This is a genomic window from Bradyrhizobium sp. CCBAU 11357, assembly GCF_028128865.1.
Lineage (GTDB): Bacteria > Pseudomonadota > Alphaproteobacteria > Rhizobiales > Xanthobacteraceae > Bradyrhizobium.
Map to the genome: position 1 here is coordinate 186,290 of NZ_LBJW01000016.1, position 12,968 is coordinate 199,257.

General features: G+C 63.5%; 9 protein-coding genes and 1 tRNA gene. 2 read left to right on the forward strand and 8 right to left on the reverse strand.

Annotated elements, in window-relative coordinates:
- Nucleotides 1–3: 3 nt before the first annotated feature.
- The 3 genes from smpB to dapA are packed head-to-tail and all read right to left on the reverse strand — an operon-like array spanning nt 4 to nt 1,896.
- On the reverse strand, nt 4–477 hold the full coding sequence (gene smpB, locus XI05_RS04245) for an SsrA-binding protein SmpB (protein WP_025036727.1): 474 nt from the start codon (nt 475–477) through the stop codon (nt 4–6).
- 59 nt (nt 478–536) lie between these two features.
- Complete coding sequence (gene mscL, locus XI05_RS04250; RefSeq protein WP_271499222.1) at nt 537–950, reverse strand: large conductance mechanosensitive channel protein MscL; 414 nt, start codon at nt 948–950, stop codon at nt 537–539.
- A gap of 55 nt (nt 951–1,005) precedes the next feature.
- Nucleotides 1,006–1,896: a 4-hydroxy-tetrahydrodipicolinate synthase gene (gene dapA, locus XI05_RS04255; RefSeq protein ID WP_271498908.1), complete on the reverse strand. Its 891-nt coding sequence runs from the start codon at nt 1,894–1,896 to the stop codon at nt 1,006–1,008.
- Nucleotides 1,897–2,175: 279 nt separating this feature from the next.
- On the opposite strand from dapA, the gene XI05_RS04260 reads away from it, so the two are divergent.
- A complete protein-coding gene (locus XI05_RS04260) occupies nt 2,176–4,584 on the forward strand; it encodes a lytic transglycosylase domain-containing protein (RefSeq protein ID WP_271498910.1) in 2,409 nt (802 codons plus the stop codon).
- Between the two features lie 141 nt (nt 4,585–4,725).
- Here XI05_RS04260 and XI05_RS04265 read toward each other — a convergent pair whose 3' ends face one another.
- From XI05_RS04265 to XI05_RS04280, 4 genes are all read right to left on the reverse strand, one after another.
- Nucleotides 4,726–5,001, reverse strand: a complete 276-nt coding sequence (locus tag XI05_RS04265) for a DUF3551 domain-containing protein (RefSeq protein WP_271498912.1) — start codon at nt 4,999–5,001, stop codon at nt 4,726–4,728.
- Nucleotides 5,002–5,154: 153 nt separating this feature from the next.
- On the reverse strand, nt 5,155–6,675 hold the full coding sequence (locus XI05_RS04270) for a porin (protein WP_271498914.1): 1,521 nt from the start codon (nt 6,673–6,675) through the stop codon (nt 5,155–5,157).
- Nucleotides 6,676–7,175: 500 nt separating this feature from the next.
- Nucleotides 7,176–9,803: an O-linked N-acetylglucosamine transferase family protein gene (locus XI05_RS04275; RefSeq protein ID WP_271498915.1), complete on the reverse strand. Its 2,628-nt coding sequence runs from the start codon at nt 9,801–9,803 to the stop codon at nt 7,176–7,178.
- A 373-nt stretch (nt 9,804–10,176) separates the two neighbouring features.
- Nucleotides 10,177–10,270: transfer RNA gene (locus XI05_RS04280), tRNA-Ser, on the reverse strand.
- Nucleotides 10,271–10,596: 326 nt separating this feature from the next.
- Here XI05_RS04280 and XI05_RS04285 point away from each other — a divergent pair.
- Nucleotides 10,597–12,618, forward strand: coding sequence for an O-linked N-acetylglucosamine transferase, SPINDLY family protein (locus XI05_RS04285; RefSeq protein WP_271498917.1), 2,022 nt, complete (start codon nt 10,597–10,599; stop codon nt 12,616–12,618).
- Nucleotides 12,619–12,679: 61 nt separating this feature from the next.
- Here the strand turns inward: XI05_RS04285 and XI05_RS04290 are convergent, their stop codons facing one another.
- Nucleotides 12,680–12,946 (reverse strand): hypothetical protein, encoded by a 267-nt coding sequence (locus tag XI05_RS04290; protein WP_122402900.1) that lies wholly within the window; start codon nt 12,944–12,946, stop codon nt 12,680–12,682.
- Nucleotides 12,947–12,968 lie beyond the last annotated feature (22 nt).

Genomic DNA, 12,968 nt, shown 5'->3' on the forward strand with positions numbered 1-12,968 from the left:
TCGTCATCCCCTCGCGCGCAGCAGCCGGCCCTTCTCCCGGCTCCAGTCGCGCTTCTTCTCGGATTCGCGCTTGTCGTGCAGCTTCTTGCCCTTCGCAACCGCCAGCTGCAGCTTGGCCCGGCCGCGCTCGTTGAAGTAAAGCTTGAGCGGGATCAGCGTCATGCCCTCGCGGTCGACCGCCCCGATCAGCTTGTTGATCTGGCGGCGGTGGAGCAGCAGCTTTCGCGGCCGCTTCGGCTCGTGGTTGAAACGGTTGCCTTGCAGATATTCGGGAATGGTGGCGTTGATCAGCCAGATCTCGCCGTTCTTGGAATCGGCATAGGATTCCGCGATCGTGCTCTTGCCGTTGCGGATCGACTTCACCTCCGTGCCGGTCAGCGCAATGCCTGCCTCGATCGTGTCCTCGATGGCGTAGTTGAAACGCGCCTTGCGATTTTCCGCCATCACCTTGATCGGACGTTCGTTCTTATCGGCCATGACGGGCAAACCTGATCGAGATGCGCTCGGATTCTAACAGTTCGGATGAAGTGGGCGCGTCACTTCTTGAGGAGATCGCGGATCTCGGTCAGCAGTTCGACCTCGGCCGTCGGCTTCGGCGGAGCGGTGGGCGCCGCCTCCTCCTTGCGCTTCAAGGTGTTCATGGCGCGGATCACCAGGAACAGCACGAAGGCGACGATGATGAAGTTGATCGTCAGCGTCAGGAAGCTGCCGTAAGCAAGGACGGCGCCTTGCTTTTTCGCATCCGCTAAGTTGGTGGCGGTGACCGCCTTCGACAAGGGGATGAAGTAGTTCGAGAAGTCGAGGCCGCCTGTCGCAGCGCCGACGATCGGCATGATGACGTCACCGACCAGCGACGTGACGATGGCGCCGAAGGCCGCGCCGATGATGACGCCGACCGCGAGGTCGACGACGTTGCCCTTCATGGCGAACTCACGGAACTCCTTGAGCATCCGCATGCCCTTTTCATCGACCCCCATGAAAAGCTCCCCGGGTTCGGTTAGCGCCTCAGTTGATCAGGCCGGCGTGAACCATTGCGCTGCGCACGGCAACGCGGGTCGGCTCGGACACCGGAACCATCGGCAGCCGCAACGTCTCGTCCAGCTTGCCGAGCAGCGACATCGCGTACTTGATCGGCGCCGGGTTGCTCTCGATGAAGAGGTTGTTGTGCAGCGGCATCAGCTTGTCGTGGATCGCCAGCGCCGCCTTGGTGTCGCCCTTCTGCCAGGCGGCGTGGAACTCCGAGCACAGGCGCGGCGCGACGTTCGAGGTCACCGAGATGCAGCCATGGCCGCCATGGGCCATGTAGCCGAGGATGGTGGCGTCCTCGCCCGAGAGCTGGTTGAAATCCTCGCCCATCGCGGCGCGCTGCTGCGACACACGGACCATGCTGGCGGTGGCATCCTTGACGCCGGCGATGTTCTTCAGCTCCCACAGCCGCTTCATGGTGTCGACCGACATGTCGATCACCGAGCGCGGCGGGATGTTGTAGATGATGATCGGAATCCCGATCGCATCGTTGATCGCCTTGAAGTGCTGGTACATCCCTTCCTGGGTCGGCTTGTTGTAATAGGGCGTGACGATCAGCACGGCGTCCGCGCCCGCCTTTTCGGCGTGCTGCGAGAGCTCGATCGCCTCCTTAGTCGAGTTGGAGCCGGCCCCCGCGATGACGGGCACGCGGCCCTTGGCTTCAGCGATGCACCATTCCACAACCTTCTTGTGCTCGTCGTGGCTGAGCGTCGGGCTCTCGCCGGTGGTCCCGACCGGAACGAGGCCATTGGTGCCCTCGGAGATCTGCCAGTTGACCAGCGACCGAAAAGCCGCCTCGTCCAGCGAGCCGTTCTTGAACGGGGTGACCAAGGCGGTGAACGACCCTCGGAATTTCGTCTTGGCTGCCATGGACTTCCTCCGTACGCGGCTTTCTTGAGCAAGCCCCCTTCATATCGGGTCTATCCGGCCGGTAAAAGGCCCGCGGTCTGTGCGAGGCTGGGTTTAGGCCGCGATTTTGCCGCGGTGCTGGTGCAAATCGGCCCGAGGTAAGCGGCTGTTGGTATTTTCTCCGCATATTCAAGCAAATTCAGCTAGGTCTTGAGCCACTTCACTGATTCGGGGCGACGAAACGCCGTGACCTCCTTTGCTCCTGCCGCATGGCGATCCCTGGGTATGGCCGTGTGCCTGATGGCAGGGCTATCGATGGGCTGCGCCGCCCTCGCCAAGTCCAACGAGACGGCCGCGGAGACCAAGGATCCCGCCAAGCCGGCCGCCAAGGACGCGGCGAAGGGCGCGACCAAGGGATCGACCAAGGAAACAGCGAAGGACACAGCCAAGGGAACCGGCAAGGACGCCGCGAAAGCCGCGAGCAAGGGTGCGCCTGGCACCCCCGCCAAGGACGCCGCGAAGAAGCCCGACGCTGGCAAGAACGCCAGCAAGGAACCGGCGAAGGACAAGCCCAACGACAAACCCAAGCCTGCGGCCGCAGCCCCTGCAGCCGCGCCAAAAGCAGCGCCGACTGTGAGTGGCGCGCCGCCCAAGGCAGCCCCCGCCCCGGCCGTGACGGCCACGATCAAACCGACTGCGCCAGCCCCCGCCAGACCGGCCGCAGCTCCCATGCTGGCGCCTGCAACCCGCCAGCATGCAACGCCGCGCAAGCCGGTCATCCCGGCTGCCGTCGCGGCAACATCGTCGACGTCGCAGGCCGACAAGGACACGCTGGAGAGCGTCATCGAGCTCGTGCGCAAGCGCAAGGCCGGCGACGCCACCAATGCCGCGGCCGGCATCTCCGATCCGGTCGCGCGAAAGCTCGCCGAATGGATCATCCTGCGCAGCGACGACAATGGCGCGACGGTGGAACGCTATCGCGCCTTCCTCTCCGCCAATCCGAGCTGGCCGTCGCAGACCTTCCTGCGCCGGCGCCTCGAGGCCGCGATGTGGGACGACAGGCGCGACGAGACGGTCGCGTGGTCGTGGTTCGAGAACGAATCGCCGATTTCCGCCAAGGGCCGCTTCACGCTCGCCAAAGCGATGCTCGCCCGCGGCGACCGCGCCAATGCCGAGCGGCTGGTGCGCGAGGCCTGGCGCGGCGATCCGATGTCGGAGGATACCGAGAACAACGCGCTGGACCAGTTCGGCGCCCTGCTCACGCCGGGCGACCAGAAGGCGCGGATGGACAACCTGCTCTACGGCAGCGAGAACGAGGCGGCGCTGCGCGCCGCCAAGCGCCTCGGCGCCGGCTATGTCGCGCTCGCCAAGGCCCGCATCGCCGCGGTCAAGAAGGCGCCGAACGCGCGGGCACTGCTCGATGCGGTGCCGCGCGAGCTGCACAGCGATCCCGGCTTCGTCTTCAGCAAGATCCAGCTCCTGCGTCGCGAGGAGAAGTTCACTGAAGCCGCCCAGCTGATGCTGTCCGCGCCGAAGGATCCGGGTCGCCTCCACAATCTCGACGAATGGTGGATCGAGCGGCGCCTCTTGGCGCGCAAGATGATCGACACCGAGGAATTCCGCAGCGCCTATCTGATCGCGCGCGACGCCGCCCTGCCCTCGCGCGACATCTACAAGACCGAGCAGGAGTTCACCGCGGGGTGGATCGCGCTGCGCTTCCTCAACGACCCCACGACCGCCGCCCAGCACTTCGCCCGCATCGGCGTCGGCAGCGTCAATCCGACCACGCTGGCGCGTGCCGGCTATTGGCAGGGCCGCGCTGCCGAGGCGATGGGCCGCCAGCAGGAGGCGCGCAACGCCTATGCGCGGGCGGCCGAGCAATCGACCAGCTATTACGGCCAGCTCGCGCGCGCAAAGCTCGGCCTGCCGCAGATCGAGCTCAACAACCAGCCGCGCGGGCGCGGCGCCGAGCGGCTCGAGATCGTGCGCGCTGCGCAACTGCTCTACGAGCTCGACGAACGCGAGATGGCGATTCCGCTGCTCGCCGACATGGGCGAGAACGGCGATCCCGAGGCGCTTGCCGGCCTCGGCGAGCTGACGCAGCGCTATAGCGATGCGCGCGGCATGCTGCTGCTCGGCAAGGCCGCGCTCAACCGCGGCCTGCCGTTCGATTTCTACGCCTACCCCGTCAACGGCATTCCGCAGTTCACGCCGATCGGCCCCGAGGTCGAGCGCAGCATCGTCTATGCGATCGCGCGGCAGGAAAGCGCATTCAACCCGTCGGTGGTGTCGCCGGCGCAGGCCTACGGACTGATGCAGGTGACGCCGGATGCTGCCCGCTACGTCTGCAAGCGCCATGGCGCAACCTACGACCTCGGGCGGCTGAAGAACGATTCGGTCTACAACGCCACACTCGGCTCGGCCGAGCTCGGCGGCCTGCTCGAGGATTATCGCGGCTCCTACATCATGACCTTCGCCGCCTACAATGCCGGCCGCGGCAGCGTGAAGAAATGGGTCGAACGTTACGGCGATCCGCGCGACCCCAAGGTCGACGCCGTCGACTGGGTCGAGCTGATTCCGTTCTCCGAGACGCGCAACTACGTGCAGCGAATCATGGAGAACCTTCAGGTCTACCGCGCCCGCTTCGGCGGCGGCACCCGCCTGCAGATCGAAGCCGATCTGCGCCGCGGCGCCGGAAGCGTGGAATAGCCGCGCTTCCTGCGGCTTGAACCCAACCTACACCTTCCAGGAGTGGAAGGGTCCGAGATGGTAGTCTCGCCCGTTCTCGTGCGGTTATCTCTGCTGCCGGAAGATCCGAAGCCGGCCCCGGGCACACGCTGGCAACGCTTTTCACCACGTCCTGGTCATCGGGGCGGAGCGGCCGTGCGGGGCGCCGGAGGGACCGGATTGGCCCGGCTGCGACCAATATGGATTAGCCAGGCACATCGCAGATAGTCCCATAGCCGCGGCCCTGCAGTCCTCCCAAGACAGGAAGCTACAGTAAGTCCTGCTGCTGCCACCCCACTCCCATTTCTGGAGGCAGACCGGGTAACGGGGATCGAGGGGTTCGGCAGCTGCAGGCGCAACAAGTGCGATGACCGTCGCAATCATCGATGGCGCTGTCATGGCCAACACGCGTCCGGTCAAAACCTTCACCGCTGAAGCTCCAATACGATGCACCCCACCCGCACCTTCTAGATCACGCTAGTCTAGAACCCACGCAAAGAAAAACCCCGGCAGTTTCCTGCCGGGGTTCGCTGATCAATTCGAAGATCGATCTTAGAAGGTGCGCTGAGCGCGAAGCAGAAGCTGCAGGTTGCCCTGATCCTTCAGCTCGTAGGTGGCTGCCGGCTTCGCAACCGCGGCGTTCGCCGTGGCAGCGCCCGCGATCGTGCCCGAGTACTTCTGGTCGAGCCAGACATAGCTCAGGTCCGCCGTGAAGGCGAGGTTCTTGACCGGGGTCCAGACCACGTTGCCGCCGATAACCGCGAGGTTGAAGTCGGGGTTACACGTGGCAGTGGCGGCGCCGTAGGCTGCGACGAAGTTCGCGCAGATCAGAGCCTTGCCCGTGTTGCCGTAGCGAAGCGACGCATAGGCACCGTAGATGGCCGACACCCAGTTCGGCGACCAGTTGTGGGTGTAACCACCGCGGAAGCCCCAGGTCTTGACCGTGTCGATCCCGGTACCGGTGCCGAACACGCCATCAGCAATACCAGCGAAGCCGAGGCTCTGGTAGGCACCGATGCCACTGCCGCCGTAGATGTAGATGTTCTGCGGGAACAGGCTCTGGAAGTTGTAGCGCGATGCACCATCGGTGTAGACCGCCTGCAAGTTGATCGAGTCACCCGCACCGGTCGGGATGTTCTTGATCGACAAGGCGCCCTGCACGGCCCAGCCCCACTTGTCGTCGGGATGGCCAGTGGGCTCCGTCGTGCCGTAGTAGGCCGTGTGGAGTTCGTGCGCCGCTACCGAGAACTGGGCGAGACCCCAAGCCTGGTCGACACGAACCGCACCGACGATGTCGGGCATACGCGTGCCACCCCAATCGTTGGTGCCGTAGATGCCCTGGATGAAGGCAGCGCCGGCGGCCGAAGCCGAGGTGAAGCCACTGAGACCACCAGCAGTGATGCTGGCGTTATAGAGGTTGGTCTGGCCACCCGCGGCGGTCGTCAGGTCCTGCAACGCCACCGAAGCGGTGATGCCCTGGCCGAAATCAGCCGTGTAAGCGATCTGGTTCACACCCGTGACGTTGTTGGAGCCGCCGGGAAGGAAGTCGGGACCGCCAGCCGGATAGCTCTGCCACGGCGTGTCGAAGATCGAGACCGTGCGGCCGAAGGTGAAACCAGCGAACTGAATGAACGCATGGTAGAGGCCGAGCGAAGCCGAACCGGTCGAGAACGCCGACGGGTTGCTGCCGGTGACCGCGGTCGAATCCCAGGAGAAAATCGTATCGGCGTAGGTGCGGACCACGCCATACTCGGTCGCCGTGCGGGTATCGACGTTGAAGTCGAAACGAGCGCGGGTCTGATAGTAGTTGTCCAGACGGTTGTTAGCGCCGCCGGGAGCACCCTGACCGATGCCGTAGTCGCTGTTCGTGTTGGCCAGCACGTCGGCGCGCACATAGCCGCCGAGCTTGATGCAGGTGTCGGTACCCGGAATATAGTAGAATCCGGCACCATACAGGGAGCAGATCTTCACGTATTCGACCGCTTTGGCCTTCACGGGAAGATCGGCTGCCTGAGCTCCGCCAACGGCGAGCAGACCCGCCGCCGAACCGAGCAAAAGGCTCTTAAACTTCATGTTAAACCTCCAAGTTTGCTCTATAGGGAAGGTTCCGGATCCGCTGGGTGACGACACCCTAAGGTTGGTTCCCTTGTCCCTTGTAACCACCGCTTAGCCGCTTCGCGTTTTCGGACACACCCGCTTAAACGCGAGGGACTTAAGCGAACCACCTAGAACGGGACGACCTCGGGATGCCCCCCTCCGTCGCTCAGTCACAATTACTGAAGGTCCTTGCACACACAACAAAAGAACGCTTCGGACCGGGCCTCAAACGCGTGTTTTCCGATGGGTGTTGCACAAATAACACGCAGTTGTGATCAAAGCGACCGAGTAAACAATTGAAAACTCAGGAGAATTTTTTGGGGTTCCGTTTGCCTTGAAAAATCCCCGGTTCGAACAACGAAGTCCCTCGGCGTCCCGGAAAGCCTCGACTCGCTCCGAACCGGGCGCGCGAATCTTTCGAATCTGGTGCGCCCTCAGGGGAATGGGGCAATCGGCTGGTCAGTCCGGCCGCTGACTTATTCGCTGATAAAGAGCGCGGAACCTGCCGCGGGAACTTCTATGTGACCCGGCGCCAAACCGGCGCGGTACCGCCGGACCATGGCTTCGAAAGCTTCTTCGAGGCTTCGGGCAAGCAAAGGCGTATTGAAGAGCGGCGACGTGAGACGACGCTCTTCCAGAGTTTCTCGAATGCCGCGGAGCCGCTCATGATCGCGAGCCAGTTCGATCGCGCGCTCCTCATATTCATCAGGAGAATGCGTGATCAGCTCGGGAAGGTCGAGGGCATGCAGCAAGCTGGCCGCGACCCGTCCCGCGAAGGCGTCTCCGGCCAGCGTCAGCAGCGGCAGTCCGGCCCAGAGCGCGTCGCTTGCGGTGGTATGGGCGTTATAGGGCAGCGTGTCCAAAAACAGATCCGCCAGGCGGTGTCTCGCCAGATGGTCCGCCGTGGAGGCGACGCGCGTTGCAAAGACCAGGCGCTGGGGATCGACACCGCTCGCCTCGGCCTCTCTTCGCAAATTGGATTTTGCGACATCCTGGAGATCGGAAAGCCAGACCACAGAGCCATCCACCTCCTTCAGGATTCGCATCCAGCTCTGAAACGTCGGCGGATTCAATTTGTAGGCGTTGTTGAAGCCGCAGAAGACGAAGCCCTCGGCCGGCAATCCCTGCTCTCGCCTGTCGAGCCCGACGCGCGAGATTTCACGCCCCTTGGCATCGTGGGGCATGAAGCAATGCGGCAGCCAGACGACCTTCTCCGAAAAGTGCTTGCGATGCTCGGCAGGGATGCTGCTCTCGTCGGCGATCACATAGTCCAGTAACGCCCCGCCGACGGTGCCGGCGAAGCCGAGATAGCCCGCAAGAACGGGGGCGGGCCGCTGCGCGAGAACACCGAGCCGCGCTCCGAGCGTATGCCCCATCAGATCCACGAGGATGTCGATGTTGGCCGCCTTGATGCAGCCGACAATGTCATCATCGTTCCGCCCGTGGAGATCGACGAATTGATCGAAACTTCGCTCCAATCTTGCGCGCAGATCGCTGTCCTCGGCCGGGCCGATCGAGAAAGCGTGCGTTTCAAACCTGGTGCGATCGTGGGCCTCGAAAAGACCTGCGGCCAGATAGCTCACCGGGTGGGTCCGAAAATCCGCTGACAAGTAACCGACGCGGATCTTGTCAGCCTGCGCCGGGACGCTGTCGATGGCCTTGCGCCCGGCAAGGTTAAGCAGCCTTTCGACCCAGAAATCGGCGCTTCGTCGCTGGTCCTCGGCCAATGCCGCAATCGACAGCAGCGCGAACGGCTGGCAGCCCCCCTTTCCCGCACGAATGGATTCGATAAGGCGCCTTGTCTCAGCCCCTATTTCTGTCCAGTCGCAGCAATTCAGCTTGGAATAGAGCCTCGCGCCCTCTACTCCGGGCAGGTCGCGATCGAGCGTGAGCGCTCTGTCGAACGCCGCGAACGCCTCGTCATGGCGCCGAAGGTCGGCGAAGATATTCCCTCGCCCGAACCAGGCCTCCGCCAGGTCGGACCTGATGGATAGCGCCGTGTCGTAGGCCTCGAGCGCTTCCGCGTGGCGCTTGACGTCTCCGAACACATTCCCCCGACCGAGCCAAGCTTCGGCGAGGTCCGGCGCGATGGAGAGCGCCTTGTCGAAGGCGGCGAGCGCCTCGTCGCGACGCCGCAGATCCAGAAAGACACTGCCGCGGCCGAGCCAGGCTTCGGCCGAATTGGGCTTGATCGAAAGCGCCGCGTCATAAAGCGCCAGCGCATCATCGCGGCGCTTGAGGCCGGCGAAGACGTTGCCGCGACCAATCATGGCTTCAATCGAATCCGGCTTGATCGTGAGTGCCTTGTCATAGGCTGCAAGCGCTTCGTCATAGCGCTCGAGATCAGCGTACGCATTGCCCCTGCCAAGCCAGGCGGCCGCGGCTTGCGGCGCGATATCGAGCGCGCGGTCGTAGGATGCGAAGGCATCCGCGTGACGCCTCAGTCCGTACAGGACATTGCCCCGGCCTATCCAGGCCTCCGCCTGATCTGCCCTGATGGAGAGCGCCTTGTCATAGGCATCAAGAGCCTCAACGCGGCGGCTGGATCGAGCCAGTGCCGTGCCGCGGCCGAGCCAGGCTTCCGCCAGGTCGGGCCTGACCGACAGTGCCCGGTCGTAGGAGGTCAACGCCTCGGCGTGCCGTCCGATCTCGAGCAGCGACTTGCCCTTGTTCGCATGGGCGTCGGCGTAGTTCGGGTCCAGGGCAATCGCTCTGTCGAAGTCGGATATCGCCGCCTCGTATTGCTCGAGCACGTTGCAAACCGCGCCGCGGTTGTTCCAGCTCTCTCTCACATTGGGATTGAGGCGCAGGGCTCTGGTGAATTGCTCGTGCGCCAGCGCTGGCTTGCCGAGCTGCTTGGCGATCAGCCCGTAATTATAGAAGGAGACATCTGATCCTTGATTGAGCTTGACGGCGCGCGCGATGAACGGCTCGGCCTCGGCAAACCGGTTTGTGTTCATGAGAACGATGGTCAGCAAGTTGAGCGCCGGAACATGCGACGGCTCAAACTTGATGACGCGTCTGAAGCCCTCTTCGGCCTTCCTGAGATCGCGCCCATTCAGGGCCGCGAGAGCCTCATTGAAGATTGCTGCGATGTTCCTCATCGACGGAATAGACCCTTTCGCGACGCCCCTCACATCGATGGACCGGCGCCGCGTTCAGCATCGAACCGTGCACATTGCCAATCCTGCGGAAGGACGGTGTGACGTACTCCACGCCGGCCGGGTTGAACATATGCTCGGCAGCATGATTTCAGCGGGAGGACTCGGATAGGCCCCTCTTCCGGGGTTTGCCACAATCGAGAACAGCGGATTCGAGCGTCTGAGGAGGCTTCCTTGTGTCGATTCGCCAGGCTGCGGACCGGTTGCCATGGGCCATTGTGTAGCGGCGCGATGATCGGCCTGCTTTCGGCGACCCTCCGACCCCGAAGCGAGCGCCTCACACTGGAAAATACCTGCTATTTCAATGGGATATACCTGGCGGAGACGGAGGGATTCGAACCCTCGATAGGCCTTTACAAGCCTATAACGGTTTAGCAAACCGCCGCCTTCAGCCACTCGGCCACGTCTCCAATACGCCGGGTATGCCCGACACGGAGGCGGGCCGCAAGCGGCAGAATTGGGGCGAGCGGGTTTCTTTGCACATGAAACGCTTTGTGAGCGACAGATGTAAGGGACGGATCGGGAATGCGACGTCCGAGGCGCGTCACGCCATCGTCCCGCCTGCGCTGTATTTCCACCAGCTGGCCTGCATCGTCGCACGCCAATCTGGCAACAAGCTGATCGTCACCTGCCCTGAAACAGCGAGCCGTTGTTCTCTCCGACAAAGGCGATTAGTGTTTTTTGCACCTCTTCGCCAGAGCACGGACCCGACATCGGGGTCGAGATACCCAATCACATGTCACAACAAGGCCGCAACAAGGGAGCTTCGGCCCCCTCCTCGCTCCATCCGTCCACTATTCTGGACCAGGCAATTGCAGCGCACCGCTCCGGCAATCTGGCGGATGCAGAACGGGCCTACACGACTATCCTGAAGGCGAGCAGAACGCATGTCGTCGCGCTCCACATGCTGGGGCTGTTGCACGCCCAGCGCGGCCATTTTGCGGACGCCGAGCCTTTGCTGAAGAAGGCTGCACGCGTCGACCCCGGCAATCCCGACGTTCTTTTCAACTATGCCAACGTGCTGCGTGCGCTGAACAAGCCGGATGATGCGCTCGCCTGGTTTGCGAAAGTGATCGCCCTGTCCCCTAACTTCGCGGAGGCGCATCTCAATCGCGGAGCGATTCTCATTGCACGGCAGCAGCTTCGCGACGCCATAGCCGAGTTTGATCGCGCCATTGTGATCGCACCGTCGAGCGCCGCGTTCGCCAACCGAGGCAGCGCGTTGCAGCAGCTTGGTCGACTCGAGGAAGCGCGTGACAGCTACGGCCGCGCCGTCGAGCTTGCACCGGCCGACCCACAGAACCATTTCGCGTTGTCCGAGGTTCTTGGCCAGCTGGGGCAAGACGACGAAGCGATCGCGGCGCTGGAACGAACGGTCGCACTTGATAAGACGTTCCCGTTTGCGCTGAGCAACCTCGTTGCTTGCAGGCGCAAGCGCGCTGATTGGAGCAGTTCCGGACGTGAACAGGCCGCCATGGACGAGGCTGTCGAGGCGGGCGTGCCGATCGACCCCTTCACCTTCTTTCATGTCTCCTCATCGCCTGCACGCCAATTGACCTGCGCGAAGACCTATGTCGCCAAGGTGGCCCCCGACGGAGGTGCCGCCAGGCCCGGAACGCCGAGCCCGGCGTCCCGGCTCCGGGTCGCATACATGTCGGCCGATTTTCGCAATCATGCCACCGCGTATTTGATGGCCGGAGTCTTCGAGGCGCACGACCGCGAGCGCTTCGACATCACCGCCATCTCCTACGGGCCCGACGACGATAGCCAGATGCGCAACCGCCTGAGGGCCGCATTCGAACGCTTTGAAGATGTCAGCCATCTCGCCGACGAGGACGTCGTCAAGCTGATCCGCCAGCTCGAGATCGAGGTTCTCGTCGATCTCGGCGGCTTCACCGCCGGTGCGCGTCCGAACATCATTGCGCGCCGGCCGGCTCCTATCCAGGTCAGCTATCTCGGCTTTCCCGGCACGATGGGTGCCCCCTATGTCGACTACCTCATGGCCGACCGGATCGTCATCCCCGAAACAGAGCAGCTTTATTACGCCGAGAAGGTGATCTATCTTCCGAATAGCTACCAGGCGACCGACGCGAAGCGAGCGCTCCCGTCAAATCCACCAAGCCGCACCGAGCTCGGATTGGCGGACGATGCGTTGGTCTACTGCGCGTTCAACAGAAACCCCAAGATCACGCCGCCGCTGTTCGGCGTCTGGATGCGGCTGCTCGACAGGACCCCCGGAAGCGTCCTTTGGCTGCTGGATGGAGACCCGGTCGCCACGGAGAATCTGAAGCGCGAAGCCGTTGCGCGGGGGATTGCCGCCGAGAGAATCGTGTTCGCTCCGCGCGTCCCTGCTGACGAGCATCTGGCGCGCCACCAGGTCGCCGATCTGTTCCTGGACACATTGCCTTACAACGCCCACACCGGGGCCAGCGACGCCCTCTGGGCTGGCTTGCCGGTCCTGACGTGCCTTGGGACCACCTTTGCCGGACGCGTTGCAGCCAGTCTCCTGAATGCCGTCGGCCTTCCCGAGCTGGTGACGCGATCGCTGGACGAATACGAGGCCTTGGCACTGCGGATCGCCCACGATCCCGAGCTTCGGGTCGCGCTCAGGAGCAAGCTGGCGACGCGCCGGACCACTTGGCCGCTTTTCGATACCGTCCGCATGACGCGACATATCGAAGAGGCGTTGAGCGAAATCTGGCGCAGGCATTGCGCCGGCGAAGCGCCGGCCTCGTTTGCCGTGCAAACCTTACCATGAGGCCCGCCTCGGCGCGATGATGCCGGCCGGTCGAGGTCGGTTCCCAAGCGAAGTGAACCGCTCAGTGCGCACAGACCCAGGCCCTCGCCTCGCGCTGCGCGACGGAGATCTCGGCGTCCGACATCTGCCCGGCGACTTCCTGGCGCAGCGCCACGGCGTCCTTGCGGCCCTTCAGTGCGGCGAGATTGAACCATTTGTGCGCGGCGACGAGATCGACGATCCCGGAGCGGCCGCTCGCCCAATAGATCCCGCGCTCGAACAGCACGTCCGACAGCGCGCTCGCGTCGACCGGCGTTGCCGTCTCCAGATCGAATGTACCCTGAAACATCACGCATCCCCTTTGTTCTTAT

Excerpts from the sequence above, each read along its gene's own strand:
- XI05_RS04260 (WP_271498910.1), top strand. The coding sequence starts at position 2,176 with ATGGCAGGGCTATCGATGGGCTGCGCCGCCCTCGCCAAGTCCAACGAG.
- mscL (WP_271499222.1), bottom strand. The coding sequence starts at position 950 with ATGCTCAAGGAGTTCCGTGAGTTCGCCATGAAGGGCAACGTCGTCGAC.
- smpB (WP_025036727.1), bottom strand. The coding sequence starts at position 477 with ATGGCCGATAAGAACGAACGTCCGATCAAGGTGATGGCGGAAAATCGC.
- dapA (WP_271498908.1), bottom strand. The coding sequence starts at position 1,896 with ATGGCAGCCAAGACGAAATTCCGAGGGTCGTTCACCGCCTTGGTCACC.
- XI05_RS04275 (WP_271498915.1), bottom strand. The coding sequence starts at position 9,803 with ATGAGGAACATCGCAGCAATCTTCAATGAGGCTCTCGCGGCCCTGAAT.
- XI05_RS04265 (WP_271498912.1), bottom strand. The coding sequence starts at position 5,001 with ATGACAGCGCCATCGATGATTGCGACGGTCATCGCACTTGTTGCGCCT.
- XI05_RS04285 (WP_271498917.1), top strand. The coding sequence starts at position 10,597 with ATGTCACAACAAGGCCGCAACAAGGGAGCTTCGGCCCCCTCCTCGCTC.
- XI05_RS04270 (WP_271498914.1), bottom strand. The coding sequence starts at position 6,675 with ATGAAGTTTAAGAGCCTTTTGCTCGGTTCGGCGGCGGGTCTGCTCGCC.
- XI05_RS04290 (WP_122402900.1), bottom strand. The coding sequence starts at position 12,946 with ATGTTTCAGGGTACATTCGATCTGGAGACGGCAACGCCGGTCGACGCG.